Below are 18,477 nucleotides of genomic sequence, written 5' to 3'. Positions count from 1 at the left end.
AAATCGCTCGAGGCTTCTTTCATTGTGTTGTGATGACAAATTCAAGTAGAGAACACTGGATCTATACCTGACCACCGGCTTCGATGACCTTCGCCAATGCTTCGCGATTGATCTTCACATTATGTCGCGTGTCGACCGGCAGTGCTCTACAGAGTCGAATCTCACGAATATTGTCCGTCAGTGAACTCTGCTGTCCAAGCGCCAGCAGTTCCGCTTTCATACGTTCTTCTTCAGCGGCATCCTTCGGGAACATGCCTGCTTCTGGTTCAGCAATCAACACTGGTCGCTGCTCTCCCTTTTTCCCGACTCCGACCAGAGCCGAACGATAGATCGCCGGGTGATTATTGAAGATCGCTTCACAGCAGACCGAGAACATCACACGCTCTGGAGTATGGACAACATGAGCCTTTCGACCACAGAACCACAGCTTGCCGTCGTCTGAGAAATAGCCAACATCGCCGATTCGATGCCAGAAGCGTTCTCCATCTGGAATCTTGGCGAGCTGAGTCGCTTCCGGTCGCAAATAGTACTCGCGAGTGACCGATGGCCCACTCACAATAATCTCACCAATCTCTCCACTCGGAAGTTCCTCGACATCACTCAATGAAGCGATGGGCCCTTCCGTCATGGGGATAATTTTTACCGACATGCAGTCGAAGACATTCCCCACACAGGTCCCTGCCCCGACTCGTGTCCGAGCAGCCGTTGACTCCAGAATTTCTTTCCCGCCAATGGAACTGACAGGCAAACTCTCCGTCGCTCCATAGGGCGTATAGAGATCTGCGTCAGGTCGAGTCAGAATCCTGCTCAATCGTTGCAGGACATGTGAAGGAACAGGCCCCCCTGCTGAGAGCGCTCGTTTCAACGTCGGCAACGTGATCTGATTCTCTTCGCAGTAGCGCCCGACACGATTCCAGAATGCCGGGGAACCAAACGCCTGCGTGACGTTGAACTCTTCGATCGACTTCAAAATCTTTCGGGGATCAACATCTGCAGGACGCGTCGGATCCATATCCGGGATGACCGTACTGACCCCCATCGCGGCATTGAACAGGCCAAAGAGCGGGAACCCTGGGAGATCGCGTTCGCCGGGTTGAATCCCATAGCGACTCTGAATCAGGTCAACCTGAGCATCAAACATTCCATGCTCATAGTGAACGCCCTTCGGCGGGCCAGTGCTTCCACTTGTGAAGATGATGGCGGCGGAATCCGTGGCTTTGGTCACTGCAGGTTCAAAGCCGCTGGCATTCGTTCGAATCAACTGACGATACGTCGCAGTGACACCAGGCAACCAGGGTCCAACGCAGATATTAAATGCGGCCTTTCGAACGGCGGGGCCAGAGAACCATTTAATCACATGGACCGCAGGAACGGCGACGAACCCATCCGGCTTCACTTCATTCAAACAGTTAAAGATATTCGTCCGTCCCATGCCGGGATCGATCAAAACAATCGTTGCCCCGGCCTTAAAGAGAGCAAACGTCAAGACGACGAATTCGATGCTGAACGGAACGAACAGCACTAACTTCATGTCTGGACGAAGGCCTGCCTGCAAAAGACCGGCAGCGATCTGATTTGACTGTTGCTCCAATTCGCCAAAGGTGATTTCTCGATACGACGCAAAGCCGCCTCGTCGCCTTTTGATCGGCGCAGCAATGGCAAGACGCTCTGGCGCCATCGCGGCCATTTCACTCAGCCGCCTGGCAATGTTGCACGAATCGGAATCAGAAATCGACTTTGTCATTGGGGAACTGAATGCAACCTGAGCATGTGAGACAGAGGCATCAACATGCAGTTTGAAGGACAAAAGCTGGAGACACGCCAACGGACTTTGAACGGCTATTCAATTCCGGCTTCTTTGAGCGTTTTCCAGACAAGTTCTTCAGGGACCCCCTTCACCAGTTCCACATGTCCCAACCGAGTCGGCAGTACGAACCGGAGTTGCCCTGCAAGCGTCTTCTTGTCCAGCTGCATCCGCTGAATGATATCTGCTCCGCGAATTGCATGTTTAGCAGGAAGGCTGACTGGTAACTTCAATGCCTCCAGCAACGCCACCTGTCGCTGAGTCAGTTCGGCATCGGTCCGCCCACACAACTCGGACAACTTACTGGCGTAAACCATCCCGATTGAGACGGCTTCCCCATGAAACAGTTCGCCATAGCCGGTCAACGCTTCAAACGCGTGAGCATAAGTATGTCCATAGTTCAGGACAGCGCGCAGACCTGATCGCTCGTATTCATCCTGCTCAACAACGAGTGCCTTGAGTTCACAGCTCCGACTGATGGCGTACGCAATCGCCTTCGGGTCGCGACTGTTCAACTCGGTCACATTTCGTTCGAGATACTCGAAAAAATCGGCATCAAGAATGACCCCGTATTTCACGATCTCCGCCATCCCGGAGCAATACTCTCGATCCGGCAGAGTTTCGAGTGCACGCGTATCAATGATGACGCCGATCGGCTGGTGAAACGCCCCGATCAGATTCTTTGCAAGAGGATGATTGATCCCGACCTTGCCGCCGACCGAGCTGTCGACATCGGCCAACAATGTCGTGGGAATTTGCACAAACGGCACGCCCCGAGCGAATGACGCCGCGACGAATCCTGCGGCATCTCCAACAACCCCCCCGCCGACCGCGACAACCACCGTCTGACGATCTGCCTGCATTTCGACAAGCCTGTCCCAAGCCTGTGAAATGATTTCGAGCCGTTTGGAGCTTTCTCCAGGAGGCATCTGGAACTGGCTGGTCCGCCAACCATTCTGTTGAAGACTGGCTTCGACCTGATTGGCATGACGGACAACATTTCCGTCCGTGATCACGAGCGCTGTTCCAGCTTTGGTATTTGGAAATCGCTTCTGCACCCAGTTCGTGATGGTCTCTCCGCTGGTAGCGATCAGACCATTTCCGACGACGATCTCATAGCTGCGATCGCCAAGCTGCACCAGAACATTGCGTTGAGACTCGGTTTCCGTAACGACTGGCACGCGGCAGGTCTCCTGTTGCTTCAAAGCCGGTTGATTCAATGAAAATCCGCGATCAATGACATCCACGGACTCAACCACCAGCATAACAGAAAACAAAACGGCTGCGATGAGCGAACGAACTCGCATCATCGCAGCCATCAAGATTTTCAATCAAATTCCGGAACGCTGATCAATCAATGGTGATCAGCGGTGCCACTCGAAAACGGGGCTCCCGAGTTCTGGGTCACGTTCTTAATTGCCGCAACCGCAGCCAACAGATCCGTACCCATAGTTTCCATATCCGGCGTAGGATGGCATTGGAGCATAAGCTGGTGCGTAGCCCACTGACATCACTGTCGCTGGGCGGACGTATGCATATGGAGCATAGTCATACGACAAAGTTGCGGAGTTGCAGGTGTTGCATGGAGCAGACGCTGGAGCAACAAACGCTGGGGAATTGTAGAGCCCATAAGAGTACGACGGACGGTATCCACCATAGGTGCCGTACAGGGTTCCATGTGAATAGAACGGATTGCGATAGAAGTATCCGTGGCCGTAGTAAGCGCTGTTGTTATAGCCCCATGGTGTTGAATATGGCTGGGCATAGTACCCGTAACCATATCCACGGTGATGATGCCGATGGCCGGCGAAAGCATCGCTGGAACATGCCCCGAGGAAAGCGACTAAGGTCAGCGCCAAAATTGCCGACAAGGTCATGCGGTTCATTTATATTGACTCCAGATATTTTGATTCGATCTTCATCAAGCTCAATCATAACTCCTACAACCCTCTGTCAACTCCCACCTTCACCAACTTACGCAATTTGCAGGCGACTCGATCTCATTCGGATCATAGGCTGCAACGAGCCCCCAAAACCCGGCAACACCAACCGATCAGCAACACCCGCACGACCCGCCCAACCGCTCGGGCATCCGTTTAATTCTGATACGAAGTTCTCTCTTGGCAGACACCGGCAACGTTCCCTGCACTCAAACTGCCGATCGCACTTCAAAGCATCCGCAGTGGATGATCTGATCGAAAACGAATATGCTCCAACAGTCTCTGGAAAAGTTCCGTAGAGTTGGGTGAGGAGATAGATTTCGACTCACCCTCCTCGCACTCGCGTGGAGAATTACTGTGTCAGAACAGGCATCAGCTCAAAACGATCAACAGCGTCGATATCGTGAATTCATGGACCTGCTTCCATTGACGCTGGCCCTTGCTGGCCTGCCGCCGAGTGAAGTTGGACGCTATTACACCGAGCAACAGATCGAGACTCGCCTGTTTGCGGTTCGTCACGCCTACAAAGCCGGACGAGGACTCGTTAAAGAAATCATCACCAAATAAGGACACTGTCGTCTCCGAATTGGTTAGACGGCAGTGGGCGTGCCCATGATGTGGCCTACAGACAATCCTTGGCCGGCCTTTGCCGTCTGCTTGCTCGCTTCCGTCGCATTGTTCATGTTCTGGTCTCAGCAGCGACAGCTGAAATGGATCCTCGGTGCTGTTACCTGCCTGCTCCTGGCAGGCGCCTCTCTCGCGATTGATGCAATGGTCATCACGCCGCGAGAACAGGTTGCACAGAACATCTATGCGATGACTCAGGCATTCCAGAAACGCGATCTGGACAAGACCTTGTCGTACATTTCCAAATCGTCATGGGATGTACAGCTTCTGGCTGCAGAAGGGTACAACCTCGTCAAAGTTCATGACGACATGCGAGTCACGGATGTTCAGGTGGAAATGATCGCCAAAGACCAGCGCGCCAGAAGTCGCTTTCGTGTGAACGCAACGCTGGATAATCCCGTCGGAACCAGTCGCGTCAGCACGATGTGGGAAGCAAAATGGCAGAACGAACCTGAAGGCTGGAAGATGATTGAGATCGTTGCCCTCGATCCGATCACCGGAGAACCACAGGGGTTTCTCGAAGCACATCGCGATCGGGTGCGCAGACTGTACCCGAAATAGCCGGAACTGCTGCAGTGGAGACTGGGACGCGACCACATGGAGCCGGGCCGGCTCGACTCAGGGGCTTCGACTCCCCACGAGCAGCAACGATCGTGGGCTCTTTGTGGCGAACACTTCAGTTTCGAGTGGTCACGCCATTACACTCTACACTCTGACGCCTCCTCACCACGTCGATCCAATTGAATGTCAGTTGGGAATGAGCAAAACGCTCCTCTCCACCTGATCGTGAAACAGTCGAGCCCTCAATGTCGTCAACTTCAGTAGCCGGTTCCAAGCCCGTCCGTATCGCCGTATTGATCTCCGGCGGTGGAACCACGCTCGTCAACCTGCAGGAACAAATCAGCGCAGGCCAACTTAACGCTGAGATTGTTTCAGTGGTTGCCAATCGCGACTGCAAAGGGATCGAGCGATCAGAGAAGCTGGGACTGACGGCCAAACTGGTCACCAGAAAGCAATTCACTGGTCTCGAAGAGTACAGCGAAGCGATCTTTCAGGACTTCCGAACTCTTAAAATCGACCTGGTCGTTCTCGGTGGCTTTCTCGCCAGAATCTTGATCCCAGCGGACTTTGAAAATCGGGTGATGAACATTCACCCTGCCCTCATTCCAGCGTTTTGCGGTCACGGAATGTATGGACATCACGTTCATGAAGCTGTTCTCGCCAGGGGATGCAAAGTCTCCGGGTGCACAGTTCATTTCTGCGACAACGACTATGATCAGGGACCGATCATTCTTCAGAGAACCGTTCCTGTCCTGGACGACGACACTCCGGACACAGTGGCTGCACGTGTGTTTGAAGCCGAGTGCAGTGCCTATCCTGACGCGATCCGGCTTTTTGCAGAACAACGCTTACAGGTCATCGATCGACGCGTCCACATCCGCGACCACCAAAGCCGCTAACAAATTGCCTGCTGTCGCAGAGAACGCAGACCTGCGTAAGCAATTCCAGAAATATGCAGCATCTTCGGCACGCGGAATCCAGCCTTTCTCCAATCAAGAAGGCTGCTGCGCGGCCACAATGCTTAACCGAACCGGTCTAGCTCAGATCGCGATAAGAATCGATGCCGAGATAGATCACGATTCCACTGGCCACAATGAACAGAACGTCCATCACTTTGGTGTAGCTGGTCCCAGAAAATGGAACCCCGACAAACAAATCGGCCACAGCTGCAACGGCAACGGCACCGGCGACAGCGATCGATCCAATAACGACCTGTTTAGGCATGTCCTGCATAGCACTGCTCGGTGGCGAAACCGCCTTTAACGACGATGGCTGATGTGACAATTGCCGTTCACTGACCACCGGCTGAACAGCCGACAGGTCGAACGTCACGGCAGGGACGGATCAACAGTATACACGGTCCGGAAGTCTGGGGGCCAGCCAAGTCTCTTTCACCACTGGTCCTGCACGAAACTGGAGGCACCGCACTGAATATTCCGGTTTCAACAATTCAGGCCGGTCGTTCTGAACCGATTGTCATGTAGCCCGGCACAGCGCCCCTGCAACTTGGATCATGAGGAGCAACATTACGTTCTCTGAACGTGACTGAACAACTCGATCAAGTTGTCATCTGGATCAAAAACGGTGACCTGAATGGGACCATCCGGGCGTGGCTTTGGGCCAGATGCAATCGGAATCCCGAGTTCATCAAGTCGGGCTTTCGCCAGCATCGCATCGTCCACCTCAAAAGCGACGTGCCGAGTACGGCTGACGGTCAACTTCTCAGGCCGATCACGATTCGCCGGGCCAGACTCTGCATGCTCCAGAATGAGGTGCACCTGAGTCGATCCTGCCTGAAACCACAGACCAACAAATGAGAACGCTGGCCGTGGCACCTGCTGCATTCCCAAGACATCGCCGTAGAATGCTTTTGAGGCTTCGAGATCTTTGACCACGATCGAAATATGATCGATCTGCTTCACTTGAATTGGCGGCACACTCATTTCGATTTCCGCAGTAGTTCCCCGACAACCCTCGCACATCCCGACATCAGGCGAATGTGTTCGATACCAATAACATCTGAAACCCCACACTGGTCTCAAACAGCTGCATTCTCTTCGAGCGATCGGGTTGTTCCACAGTGTTCGCAAGTCGGCAGCAATGAATGTCGAACCTGCTGGCAATTGCTGCATTCTTCAAACAGCTGAGTGCTGCATGAAGGACAACAGTACGGCTTTTCCACAGTTCCTGAGTCCGTCGGAACAATTCTCAACTTCTTCAACGTCCTGCGGGTCCAATACAGGGATTTCAATGGCCCGCGACGAATCGGAAAATTGCAGTTGGGACACACGAAGTACTCATAGGCCTCGCGATACTGATTCAGCAGGAGTTGAACACCAGGCTTTGCAATGGACCGAAGCAGCGCGATCAACGCTCTGGTGACGACAATCAGCGACGTCACAATCAGCACATACCTGAACGCACGACTCGGGAAGTATTCGTGCATGACGAAGAGGACTTTGAACGCGACTGCGACCGCAAACGCGACATACAGCGGAACGTAAATGCTTCCGCGTGTTCGATAAAACAGCCAGAGCGAACCCACCAGCAAGGGTGTCAGAATCCCCAACTTGACGGCTGCCTCCCAGAATTCCTGCCGCCGTATGAGCTTTGCGTATTCTTCGTTTGCCCCGGCACGCACGCTCGCAAGCGACTGATCGAGCTGGCGAGACTCTTCCCGAACTTTCGTCAGTTGCAGCTGAAGCACACCAATCTCTTCAGTCAGCTTCTGATACTGCTTTTGATTGGCAAGGAAGACCTTTTGACTTTCTGCCAGCGCCTGCTGCTCTTCCTCCGTCGGTTTGACATCTTTTTCAAGGCTCAGCTTCTGAAAGGCGAGCAATTGATTCATTGTCGTCTGCGCGCTGCTTGTACTGTCGCGCAGGTTCTGTTGCTGTTGCTGCTGAGAAGAGAGTTCGCTCTGGATCTCAGTCGCTTTTTGCGTCAGCGATTCGCTCTTCTTCCGCAACTCTGGATCGATTAGACGCTTCTCAATTTGAGAATAATCCGGAGCCCGCACGCGTCCCAGATCATCAATCAGATAGCCAAGCAGCCAGTACGCCAGAAATCCGAAGAGGACACAGAACAGCCCCTTCAATCCCCTTTGAAGCGCGGTTCCCTTACGCTGAATCCCAGACATCATCGGCCCCTTAATGTGACCAGGAGAACAAGAACCCGCCCGGCTCTCTGAAGCCAGCACCCTCAACCGAAGAAAACGCTCAGCGCGCTAGCACGGAAAGGACAAGCAAGGCACTGATGGCGCCGAAAGCTGGATCGCAATATTTGAAATGGACGACTACCAGCGGAACAAACCAGTTCCCCAAGTCAGTCCGCCTCCGAACCCACACAACAGAGCGAGATCACCCCGTTGCAGTCGTCCCGCCTGGACGGCCTCATCAATAACGATTGGAATCGATGCTGCAGATGTATTGCCGTACTTCTGAAGATTGTTGAACAGCTTTTCTTCAGGAATCCCCAACTGTTCGGCAGCCGCATTAATAATGCGAATATTGGCCTGATGCAGCAGGAACAAAGAAACGTCGTCGACCGTCTTGCCGCTTTTCTGCAAAACAAGTTCGATCGTATCCGTCAGCATCCGGACTGCCCACTTGAAGACACTTCGACCGTCCATCGTCATGAAGTGTTCACCGGCAATCAACGATTCCGCTGAAAGAGGGTTTCTGGTTCCGCCTGCTTTTCGATCCAGGAGCGGTCCGCCGCTTCCATCCGATCCGAGCTGATAACAGACGAGACCCTGATGTGGGTTTCCTCGCGTAATCAACACAGCACCAGCACCGTCTCCGAACAACGGATAAATCCGCTGGTCCTGAGGGTTCACAATGCGACTGTTGAGATCGGCACCGATCGCCAGAGCACATTTGGCGTTTCCGGTTGCGACATACTGAGCCGCTGTGACCATGGAATACATGAACCCGGCACAGGCGGCCACGGTATCAAACGCTGGGCAATCCAAGCCCAACTTGTCCTGAACGAGACAGGCGGTCGACGGACAATGAAAGTCCGGCGTGAATGTCCCAACAACAAGTAGATCAATCTGTTGCGGATCGATTCCAGCAGAACGAATTGCAGATCTGGCTGCTTCAACGCACATGTCGCTGGTCGCGATCTCTGGCGGAGCATGCCGGCGTTCCAGAATTCCGGTCCGTTGAACGATCCAGTTCGCATCGCAACCGTACTGCTCGTTGAGCATCTCGTTGGTCACGACGCGATTCGGCAGATAAGAGCCGGTTCCGGCAATCTGCACACCAAGTAACGAACTGGTCCGGCGGGTAAACAATGTGCGTTCCGTACCGGGGTCGGTCTGTTTTACGAGAGCGTGATCGGCTGCTGTGGCCACGCCAATAACTCCTTGCTGGCAAACGAACTGAAACCACTCAATTTCAGCCTGACCCCTCAAGCGATAATCTCAGAATACCGCCAGCTCTTCTATTCTTCCAGCCATGTTACTCCTCAGACGAGGGGCCAACTTCACGTTTTCTGAAAAAATCCTTCGAATACGTTTCTTTGGACAGGTCTAACAACGCAACAGCCGCACTGGTTTTCCTCTGTTCCGTAATCAGAACAAAGTCAAACCAATGCGGCTGCCAACTCTGGGTATCGCCCCCGGATGCATCAGAACAGAGCAGTCTCCGCCTGACGACTTTTAATGCAGATCTCTCTGCATCAGTAGAATCCCCGCCAGCCTCGGCAGGGATTTCGATTACCGGCGAACCGGTTGCTCAAACTTGGAATCGTTTACCCCTGTCTGAACAGGTGCCCCGTTGGTGGATGGAGCCCCTGGACTTGAGACAGGTGCAGCTGGAATCCCGGTTGGGCTCCAGTTCACCACAGCCCAAATTGGGTAAGTATCAACAACGCTGGTCCCCAAATCCTGCAACAGCAGACGAAGACGGGCTGATGTCAAACCTGTGTTCTGAATCGATCGCTGCATGACAAATCGACGATTACCGGGAATGTAAGCGAAGAACTTACCTTCACCGAGCTGATCGTTCTTGGCCAGCAATCGCAGCAAAGCGCCACGGGGAACGTCATTTGATGCCTTTGGAAGTTCATCCAGCCAGGCAATCAACCAGACTGACTGTCCGTCTTCGCTGAGAGCGACCGACATCGACAGTGCCCATTCCTGATCCTGCATCTGAGCATTGAAGGCAAAATCGCATCGATTTCCTTTGCGTTGTGCCTGAATCCCCAGAGCAGAAATCATTTCCGTTACCTGCTCGATCGAGACCCTGTCAGCAGCAGCCTGCTCTTGTGCCACAACTGGAGCAGCAGGAACAACGACACTTCCCGCCCCGACCAGGGCACCAACCAGCAGCATGCGATTGAACAATTTCATCGACCGACACTCCTTTGTCTATCCGCAGCGAAACGAGTGTTCCCCATGCAATCCCCGCAAGGGCCCCAAAACACCGGCTGCGTCTACCTTGTATTATCTCGTGAGGAATTCGAAACAGATCTGTGACCACGTTTCAAACTGATCACGCTGCTGAACCAATTTTGACGGTTCTTCGAATCCTGTGTTGATAATCGACTTTTCCCGTGGGAGAACTTTGGGCGCATCCAGATCAAAAATGTGAACTACTCCTAAATGCACCTTGCCGACCTCGGTCAGGTCATCATTGATCAGAGCGACACAATTCTCCGTAAACCCTGAATCCAGATGCACTTCCTCTTCGATTTCACGCTGCATCGCAACGCGATAGACCGAGCTGCCGGAAAACTGGTCTTCTGCGGAAATATGTCCACCGATCCCGATTGACCGCTTGGCATGCAACCGGCCTTCACCCTGTTCCTTACCTCGGGTGTAGTAAAAGACCTTACCTTCATGTCGAAAAATGCAGTACGGAATGAACTGCTTGAAGCTCGGATCGTCCTCAACTTCATTACGAGGGCGGTAACTGACGTTGCTCGGATCAAGCAGGGTGTCCAGATAAAACTGAACGTCTGTTGTGTAGCCCTGAAAATGCCCTAACTCATGAAAGAGCTTTGTTGGGACAACAAGAACGTGTTCAACAGGAGCAGATGACTGACTCACTGGAGATCCTTCGTAATAGTAAAAGAAACCGGGCTTATCCCAAGATCTGCTTCGATCCCCTGAACTTCCCAGTCAAAACAAAACTCGCAACACACCCAAGGATGCGTTTTCGTTTACGACCGACCAGCGCCAAGCAAATCTCGAACGCGCGAAGCAATATCAGGTGATCGCATCAACGATTCACCCACCAGAATTCCATGCACACCCGCCGCCTGCAGCATCTGCACATCAGCGTTGGTGTGAATGCCACTCTCCCCGATGACGAGCACATCATCCGGGATCGCCTGACGCAATCGCACCGTATGTTGAAGATCCGTCACAAACGACCTGAGGTCACGATTATTGACCCCGATCATTGGTGGATTCAATTTCAGAACCCGCTCCACATTTTCCGGGTCATACACTTCCACAAGAGACTGCATTCCCAGTTCAGCAGCCAACTGATAAAGCCCCTGAAGCGCCTCATCATCCAGACATTCCGCAATGAGAAGTATGCAATCCGCGCCGCTCGCGCGTGCTTCCCAGACCTGATAAGGGTCAATAATGAAATCTTTTCGCAGAACTGGAATCGAAACAGCCGCCCGAACTTGTTCCAGAAAGCTCAAGTGCCCCTGAAAAAAGTGCTCATCAGTCAGCACACTAATACAGGCAGCACCATTGTCTTCATAAATCTGCCCAATCTGGACAGGGTCGAAGTCCGCCCGAATCAGTCCGGCAGATGGAGACGCCTTTTTAATCTCGGCAATTAACCCCATGGGATTTTTCGCCAGCAGCGCACCAACAAAATTTCGAGGCTTCGGAGCTGCAGACACCAGAGACTTCAACTCGTCCAGCGATCGCTTTGACTGAGCATTCGCGATATCGAGCCGCTTCTGCTCAATGATCCGATCCAAGACATTAGCCATTCCGCCGACCTCTTCCACTACTGACGCTGGGGCAACAAATCTCAAGGCCACTCCAAACGAGATCACCCACAACCTCGGAACTCAAAGCAGTCACAGTTTCGAGCTTCGGATTCGAGAAATCAATCCCCGGCCGTCACCAAAAGAAAAGACCTCGCAGTGAAACCACTGCGAGGTCTGGATATTCATACTCGGTACGCTTCGCCTGTGACACTCATGAAGAGAAATCACATCTCAAAGCAACCGGCAATTGATTAGTGATCGTGATCATGACCGTGGTGGTCGTGATCATGGTCGTGGCCGTGATCATCACCGTCGACTTCAACCGATGCTTTGCCGCAAACGGAGTGATTGACCGCTTCAACTTCAGATTCAACAGCGTTTGGCATCGCCACGTCAACGAACTCGGCATTGTCGAGGATGACGTCAACAGCTTTACGCTCACGAATCTGAGCTTCGAGGTTCTCGATCATGCCCGATTTGAACATACGAGCACGAACGCGACGTGGGTTTTCGCCACGGGAGATAGCCATCATGCCGATTTCGGCATTGATGTCTTCGCTGGTGACTTCGATCTTCTCTTCTTCAGCCAGACGATCGAGAACGAAGTGCTCTTTCAGGTTCTGGCGAGTCATGCTCAACGAACGCTGACGCAGTTCGTTTTCACGAGCCAGAATTTCCTTTGAGGTGAACCCGGCCTGTTGCATTTCCAGGATTTCACGGCGAAGAGCGTTTTCAACCTGCTTGCTGACGAGGTCTTCCGGGAGTTCCCAGTTCGCAGATTCGGTGATCTGCTCAAGAACCTGACGACGGCATGATTGACGCTGTTCGTACTTGACCTGACGATCAAGCATTCCCTTAACCTGAGAACGCAGATTTTCTTCTGAGCTCGCGCCAATTCGGAGAAGGAATTCTTCATCCAGAGTTGGTGTTTCCAGACGTTTGACGTCCAGAACAGTGAAGATTGCATGGACAACTTCGCCACGCAGTTCAATCGCGTCTGCTTCCATCGACACGGTCAGGTCAGTTTCGCGGGAATCCCCAGCAACTGCACCTTCCATGAACTTGTCGAAGCCGTCCAGTTCAGCATCCTGGAACCGCAGCTTTGAACGAACGCGGATGCTTTCGTCTTCAATCTTGGTAACAGGCTGGCCGTTCTGGGTAATTTCAATATTAACGGTGACGTAGTCGCCAGACTGAGCTGGAGCTTCAACCGGGACGAGTTGTCCGTATTGCTCCAGGAAGCGGCCGAGGTAAGCGTCAACGTCGTTGTCTTCAACGTCACGAGCCGGACGGTCGATCTTCAACCCTTTGTATTTGGGGAGATCAAACTGCGGGCGAACTTCGACGTCGAATTCGTATTCGAAGTCACCTGTTTCCGGAATCTCGATTGATTCGAGGTCCAGATTTGGCTCGTTGATTGGCTCGAGTTCAGATTCATCGCCGAGCTGCTCAAGGCTCGCCATCAGAACGCGCTGCTTGACTTGCTCAGAAAGTTCTGATTTGAATCGTTTTTTCACCAGATCTGGAGGAACGTGACCAACGCGGAAGCCAGGAACGGCAGCGCGAACGGTGTAGTCCTTCAGGATCAGAGAAAAGGTGTCGTCGATCGAGGCACGCGGAACGCTGACACGAACATGCTTTTTGCATGGTCCGATGTCTTCGATCTTTACATCCAAAGCCATCCGGGAAGGATTCTCGCCGGTTGCGGAATTTTCAACGTCCGATGTGATGTCTTCAGCTGCCATTTTTTCTCCCCCCCAAACAACAATCGGCCAGCGACCACTCAGGATCACGGGCCGGCCATGAAGGGCTTTTAAGTTGAAAGCCTGATTTGGAATCAGTTTTCCAGTCCGCCAGGCTTCACCCGCCGACTGTCCAGTGAACCGGAGTCCAACTGACGATAAATTCACCAAAAGCGGGTGAAGGGACTCGAACCCTCAGCCTCCACGATGGCAACGTGGCGCTCTGCCAATTGAGCTACACCCGCAGTCAAGATTTCTCCCGCAAATCGCCGTGACGCCGCGGGGAGGTGCAGAGTCTATGTTCACCTTTCAGGTTCAGTCAAGCGATGGCTGGGGGTAGTCTTCAAGAGTTTTTAAAATCTCTCCGGAACCCCCGCCTCAACAAGAGATTAAACCAGCCATCGCATCACCGATCTCCCCTGTTTTCAAGCATCTACTGAAGCAACTTCGACCTCTTCTGCCTCAAAATCGGAAAATTTCTCGCCTGCGACCGATCGATGAAGCTTTCGATACTCTCTGGCCGACATTTCTCGGAAGCGATGGAACTGCCGGTTGAAATTCGATGTATTTGCAAATCCGGCTTGATGATAGATCTCCGTAATCGCCATGTCAGTTTCAATCAACAGGCGACACGCGAGGCTGACCCGCATTTCAGCAATGTAGTTCATCGCCGTTTTTCCGGTGGATTCGCGGAAAAAACGACTGAACGCCGACGCGTTCATTCCTGCATGATCGGCCAACACCTGATGCGTCAGGTCAGCGTCGCGGTAATTTGCTGCGATAAAGGAGCAAATACGCTGCACCCGACTGTCTGTTTGCGGGGAGAGTGACGTCGAGAAGCCAACACTCGCGAGCGGGACAGGCTCCTCTCCTTCTGCAAGTTCACGGAGACAGTCAATCAACTGCACCAGCCGAACTGCTGGAGCGGCCTCAAGTAATTCATTTAGTCGCCGACCAACTCGAACGGCGACATCCGTCGAGAACCGCAGACCACGTGTCGACTTTTCAAGCATGGATCGAACGGCATGAAACTCAGGAACAGCAAAGAAACAGTCCCCTAAGAACTCCTGCCGAAATTGGATCACGACCGCAGGGTGCTGGTCAATTTTTTGCCCCTGAAACTGCCCAGACTGCCAAGTATGCGGGAGATTTGCCCCCAGCAAGACTAGATCCTGATCGTGGTAGTCCGTGATGTTGTCGCCGACGACCCGAATCCCGGAGCCCCGCTCGACATACGTCAGCTCGATTTCAGGATGACAGTGCCAGCGTGGTGCAATCGCCAGAGTTTCGCGATTGAAACACCGAAATGACTGACCCGGTGGTGGAAGCAATTGTTCAAACGCAGGTTTCATGGCAATTTATTCGCGCTATCTTGCGAGAATCTTCACTCGATGCAGGTCCGGCAATAAGCCATTTCCCTCAATACCTTTGGGTGCCCCACAGCTCACAGCAGCGACATCTCAAACGGCCTTCACTGGCTTATATTCCAGCTATCAGCGTGCCGCAACTCTCACCCCGCCACAATCGATTATTCCCCGAACTGGCAAAAAATCCATAATTTCCCAACTCGAATTACGCCAAGTGGAACGAACTCATTCTTAGAAGAGCAGTACCAGCCGCGAGACACCCATGACGTTTGGTCACGACAGTCATACCGGTTCCACTCCGTTCAGAAGAAACTCGATATTTCCCAGACAAGATGGGAATTGTCTCTCGTTTTCCTGAGTGTTAGGATTGATGATGACAATGATGCTTCCCTGCAATCGAAAGCTCATCTCAAGTCTTTCCGCTCACGTCGCAATGTCCAGTGCGAAACGACTTGAACTGTCGCCTTTAATTTCAGCGAGGCTCATTAAGCACGAGACAACGACTTGAGATGATTTAAGTCACTCTTCTTCTCAAGTTGAACATTGGTCTGATTGGAATTTGAACTGACTGTCAACTGCTAATTGCCAGATATGTGACATTCTTCACCTGAATTATGATTTAGCATTCACTCCAGAACCCACTGAGCCCATGGACATTCGTCAGAATCCACTCTGGCTAAGCGTACCGGTCGGAACGTATTTTCAGACCGATGTTCGAGTGAGTATTCTGTTCCCACTGCTGGCACTCCTCTTCTGCGCCAACTTGGGACTTCAACTCGGCCTGCTTGTCACAGGCTTACTGTTTGTGGCCCTGATTTTCCACGAATTTGGCCACATTTTCGCAGCCAGAAGAACCGGTGGCTCCGGGCATGAGATCCTCATCTGGCCTCTCGGGGGACTCGCTTCAGTCACTCCTGCTCCGAATTTTTACTCAGAGTTCTGGACTGTTCTCAGTGGTCCGTTAGCAAACCTGGTCATCTGTCTCTGCTGCCTTCCTGCAATGCTGGGCAGCCCTCAATTCTGGGACTGTTTTTCACTGCTGGCACTACCTGCAGTCAGCCTGCAAACAAACCTTCCACAGGCCCTGCTCCTCTTAACATTTTCTATTAACTTCAAGCTGCTTGTCCTTAACCTTCTGCCTATTTATCCACTTGATGGTGGGCAGATGGCGTATCACATTGCCAAGCTCAGCTGGGAACGTCAGACCGCCAAATCAGGAACCCTTTGGGTTGGGATGGTGCTCTGCATTCTTCTGACGCTGGCAGGCGCATTCCTGAAATCGATCGACCTGATCCTGCTCGCATCGTTCCTGATGATGCTGGGGATGCACGAGCATTTCGCCACGCAAATTTCCAGAACACTCGACGACTCCTTTATGGGCTATGACTTCTCGCAGGGGTACACCAGTCTGGAAGGTCGCACAGATCGCGAGCCTCGGCAGCCTGGTTTCTTTGAACGTTGGCGTCTGCAGAGAGCTCGAAAGAAGCAGGAAAAAGAACATCTGCTGCGTGTCGAGACGGAACAGCGAGTCGATGAATTGCTGGATAAGGTTCATCAGAGCGGAATGAACTCGCTCACAGACGCAGAGCGTCGCTTCCTCCAACGAGCCAGTGATCGCTATCGCAGCCATGGGAAAGAGTGACCCAAACTCAATCCGCCTCGACTACCTGTTTTGGGCGAGGAGTGATAAATTGCCCCGCCGACAGTTGATGTCGTTGCCCCTGTTGCATTGAGAGATCACGCCGATTCGTATCGAGGAAAGAGTGACCGGAACTCAGAAAAATTCGCTTCCAAATAAGTTCTGGCCATTCATCGTGGCTCTGATTTTCTCAAGCGTCGCTGGATACGCCGGCTTTCAGGGAGGGTATGCACTCCTTCTTAACCGCGAATTGCGGCTGGCCGAGCAGGACGTGAAGGACTTTCGAGAAAAGCACATCGCCGACATCGAGAAGTTGCGCACAGACCCACTCGTCCATGAATTGGAAATCGGGCCCGTCCCGGATGACAAAACACGAGTCCTGATCCAGTTTGACGTGGAAGATCTTGAAACTTTCCGAAAGCTTGAGACGACCTTTTCCGATGTCGACCTCGAACGCTTTCGACCGATCTGGGACACCAAAATCCGCAACTACGGCAACCTGACACGCGAACCCAAAGTCGCTATTCGCGGAGAGGGCGCCAGTCGGGGAATTGCCACACGCTCCACGCTCGCTGGCGGAATCGGCGGAATCACATCCGTTATCGCGTTCTCGGCAATCGCGCTGTTGTTTCTCCGAAAGAGAAGTTAACGCGGCAGGATCGGCTCAATCACACTCGCAAACGGCTATCGATCCACAAAAAAACGTCGCGATCGTTCACAACGACACGCGACGTTTTCGAGTTTTCAACCGCTCAAGACCGTATCGGTCTATCTTGTGGCCGCGCAGCAGCTTTCTCGATAGGAGAAAATCTGAATGCCGCGTGACTGTCACGCTATACCAGTTCCAGAACCGCTCTATCGTCCGAGCACTTCTGGATTCCGGACGTTTTCTGGAACTTCTCCAACGAGCGTCGCGGCGATCTGATGTGAAACGCGTTCTCGCATTTCAATCAATGATTCTTCTGACACAAACGCCGCGTGCGGTGTGACAATCACTCGTTCATCACCGTAAATCGGATCTTTCAAATCAGGCGGTTCTGGCTGAAACACATCCAGCCCTGCCCCGGATACCTGACCACTTTGAATGGAGTCCCACAGAGCGGCGGTATCAATCAATGGTCCGCGAGACGTGTTGACAACCACCACGCCCGGCTTCGCCTTAGCCAGTGTTTCCGCATTCAGCAGATGATAATTTTCGTCTGTTAACGGAGCATGCAGAGACACATAGTCTGATGTCTCCAGCAATTCATCGAGCGTCACCATCCGACACCCTGTCTCGTAATCATTGAGCGACGGAGATGTGGCAACGACCTCTAATCCCATCGCTTTTGCACGGACATACAGAGCCTGAGCCGTCCGTCCAAACCCGATCAACCCGAGCGTACGTCCACGCAACCGGTGCATCGTCGGGCCAGCTCGCAGGTTGTATTCCTCGCGCTTCGTTCGGAGATGAAAGAAGCCGATATTGCGAATGACACCCAGCAGCAGCCCGAGTGCATGGTCTGCAACTTCCTCAACGCAATAGTCAGGGATATTCGTAACGAGAATCCCCTTCTCTGTTGCCGTCGGGATATGGATATTGTCGAGGCCGATTCCCATCCGGCAGATAATCCGACAATTTTTGGCGGCCTCAATGACCTTCGGAGTGACTTTCGCCCAACACGTTGCAATGGCGTCGACATCTTCGGCCAGACGCATCAGAGTCGCTTCGTCACCATCCGGCGCATCCACGATTTCCACGCCGTATGGCTTCAACAAGCGCTGCTCAATTTCGATCCCGCCGGGCCAAGGATGATCAGTAATCAGGACGCGATGGTTCGCCATGGAGACGCTCAGA

At 52.8% G+C, this 18,477-nt stretch carries 18 protein-coding genes and 1 tRNA gene; 5 read left to right on the top strand and 14 right to left on the bottom strand.

Annotated features, from left to right (window positions below; translation table 11 throughout):
- Positions 1–61 precede the first annotated feature (61 nt).
- The 3 genes from SH527x_RS17385 to SH527x_RS17375 all read right to left on the bottom strand — a co-directional run bounded on the left by SH527x_RS17385 (position 62) and on the right by SH527x_RS17375 (position 3,690).
- Positions 62–1,744, bottom strand: coding sequence for a fatty acid CoA ligase family protein (locus tag SH527x_RS17385; protein WP_437191949.1), 1,683 nt, complete (start codon positions 1,742–1,744; stop codon positions 62–64).
- Positions 1,745–1,839: 95 nt separating this feature from the next.
- Complete coding sequence (gene aroB / locus SH527x_RS17380; protein ID WP_437191948.1) at positions 1,840–3,123, bottom strand: 3-dehydroquinate synthase; 1,284 nt, start codon at positions 3,121–3,123, stop codon at positions 1,840–1,842.
- A gap of 93 nt (positions 3,124–3,216) precedes the next feature.
- On the bottom strand, positions 3,217–3,690 hold the full coding sequence (locus SH527x_RS17375; protein ID WP_437191947.1) for a hypothetical protein: 474 nt from the start codon (positions 3,688–3,690) through the stop codon (positions 3,217–3,219).
- A 411-nt stretch (positions 3,691–4,101) separates the two neighbouring features.
- On the opposite strand from SH527x_RS17375, the gene SH527x_RS17370 reads away from it, so the two are divergent.
- The 3 genes from SH527x_RS17370 (at position 4,102) to purN (ending at position 5,831) form a co-directional block, all read left to right on the top strand.
- A complete protein-coding gene (locus SH527x_RS17370; RefSeq protein WP_437191946.1) occupies positions 4,102–4,311 on the top strand; it encodes a hypothetical protein in 210 nt (69 codons plus the stop codon).
- Positions 4,312–4,356: 45 nt separating this feature from the next.
- Positions 4,357–4,932 (top strand): hypothetical protein, encoded by a 576-nt coding sequence (locus tag SH527x_RS17365; protein WP_437191945.1) that lies wholly within the window; start codon positions 4,357–4,359, stop codon positions 4,930–4,932.
- Positions 4,933–5,177: 245 nt separating this feature from the next.
- Positions 5,178–5,831, top strand: a complete 654-nt coding sequence (gene purN, locus SH527x_RS17360) for a phosphoribosylglycinamide formyltransferase (protein WP_437191944.1) — start codon at positions 5,178–5,180, stop codon at positions 5,829–5,831.
- Positions 5,832–5,967: 136 nt separating this feature from the next.
- Here the strand turns inward: purN and SH527x_RS17355 are convergent, their stop codons facing one another.
- From SH527x_RS17355 to SH527x_RS17310, 10 genes are all read right to left on the bottom strand, one after another.
- A complete protein-coding gene (locus SH527x_RS17355) occupies positions 5,968–6,156 on the bottom strand; it encodes a hypothetical protein (protein ID WP_437191943.1) in 189 nt (62 codons plus the stop codon).
- Between the two features lie 302 nt (positions 6,157–6,458).
- Entirely contained in the window at positions 6,459–6,875 is a 417-nt protein-coding gene (locus SH527x_RS17350; RefSeq protein WP_437191942.1) for a VOC family protein, read from the bottom strand.
- Between the two features lie 95 nt (positions 6,876–6,970).
- Positions 6,971–8,074, bottom strand: coding sequence for a hypothetical protein (locus tag SH527x_RS17345; RefSeq protein WP_437191941.1), 1,104 nt, complete (start codon positions 8,072–8,074; stop codon positions 6,971–6,973).
- A gap of 153 nt (positions 8,075–8,227) precedes the next feature.
- Positions 8,228–9,289, bottom strand: a complete 1,062-nt coding sequence (locus SH527x_RS17340) for a beta-ketoacyl-ACP synthase III (RefSeq protein ID WP_437191940.1) — start codon at positions 9,287–9,289, stop codon at positions 8,228–8,230.
- Between the two features lie 363 nt (positions 9,290–9,652).
- Complete coding sequence (locus tag SH527x_RS17335; protein WP_437191939.1) at positions 9,653–10,288, bottom strand: type III secretion system chaperone; 636 nt, start codon at positions 10,286–10,288, stop codon at positions 9,653–9,655.
- Positions 10,289–10,381: 93 nt separating this feature from the next.
- The gene (locus SH527x_RS17330) at positions 10,382–10,987 is read right to left on the bottom strand and encodes a phosphoesterase (RefSeq protein ID WP_437191938.1); all 606 of its coding nucleotides are present in this window, start codon (positions 10,985–10,987) and stop codon (positions 10,382–10,384) included.
- A 113-nt stretch (positions 10,988–11,100) separates the two neighbouring features.
- On the bottom strand, positions 11,101–11,892 hold the full coding sequence (gene trpC / locus SH527x_RS17325) for an indole-3-glycerol phosphate synthase TrpC (protein WP_437191937.1): 792 nt from the start codon (positions 11,890–11,892) through the stop codon (positions 11,101–11,103).
- Between the two features lie 251 nt (positions 11,893–12,143).
- Entirely contained in the window at positions 12,144–13,637 is a 1,494-nt protein-coding gene (gene tig / locus SH527x_RS17320; protein WP_437191936.1) for a trigger factor, read from the bottom strand.
- A 169-nt stretch (positions 13,638–13,806) separates the two neighbouring features.
- Positions 13,807–13,879 (bottom strand) — tRNA-Gly (locus SH527x_RS17315).
- Positions 13,880–14,059: 180 nt separating this feature from the next.
- The gene (locus SH527x_RS17310; RefSeq protein ID WP_437191935.1) at positions 14,060–14,986 is read right to left on the bottom strand and encodes a helix-turn-helix domain-containing protein; all 927 of its coding nucleotides are present in this window, start codon (positions 14,984–14,986) and stop codon (positions 14,060–14,062) included.
- Between the two features lie 664 nt (positions 14,987–15,650).
- Here SH527x_RS17310 and SH527x_RS17305 point away from each other — a divergent pair.
- Both SH527x_RS17305 and SH527x_RS17300 read left to right on the top strand, forming a co-directional pair.
- A complete protein-coding gene (locus tag SH527x_RS17305; RefSeq protein ID WP_437191934.1) occupies positions 15,651–16,643 on the top strand; it encodes a site-2 protease family protein in 993 nt (330 codons plus the stop codon).
- Positions 16,644–16,764: 121 nt separating this feature from the next.
- Positions 16,765–17,289 carry a hypothetical protein gene (locus tag SH527x_RS17300; RefSeq protein ID WP_437191933.1) on the top strand — a complete coding sequence of 175 codons (525 nt, stop codon included), beginning with the start codon at positions 16,765–16,767 and terminating at the stop codon, positions 17,287–17,289.
- Positions 17,290–17,495: 206 nt separating this feature from the next.
- Here the strand turns inward: SH527x_RS17300 and SH527x_RS17295 are convergent, their stop codons facing one another.
- Positions 17,496–18,464 carry a C-terminal binding protein gene (locus tag SH527x_RS17295; protein ID WP_437191932.1) on the bottom strand — a complete coding sequence of 323 codons (969 nt, stop codon included), beginning with the start codon at positions 18,462–18,464 and terminating at the stop codon, positions 17,496–17,498.
- Positions 18,465–18,477 lie beyond the last annotated feature (13 nt).

It is taken from the genome of Planctomicrobium limosum, from assembly GCF_051465645.1.
Taxonomy (GTDB): domain Bacteria; phylum Planctomycetota; class Planctomycetia; order Planctomycetales; family Planctomycetaceae; genus Planctomicrobium.
This window is presented reverse-complemented; position numbering and strand designations above follow the sequence as displayed.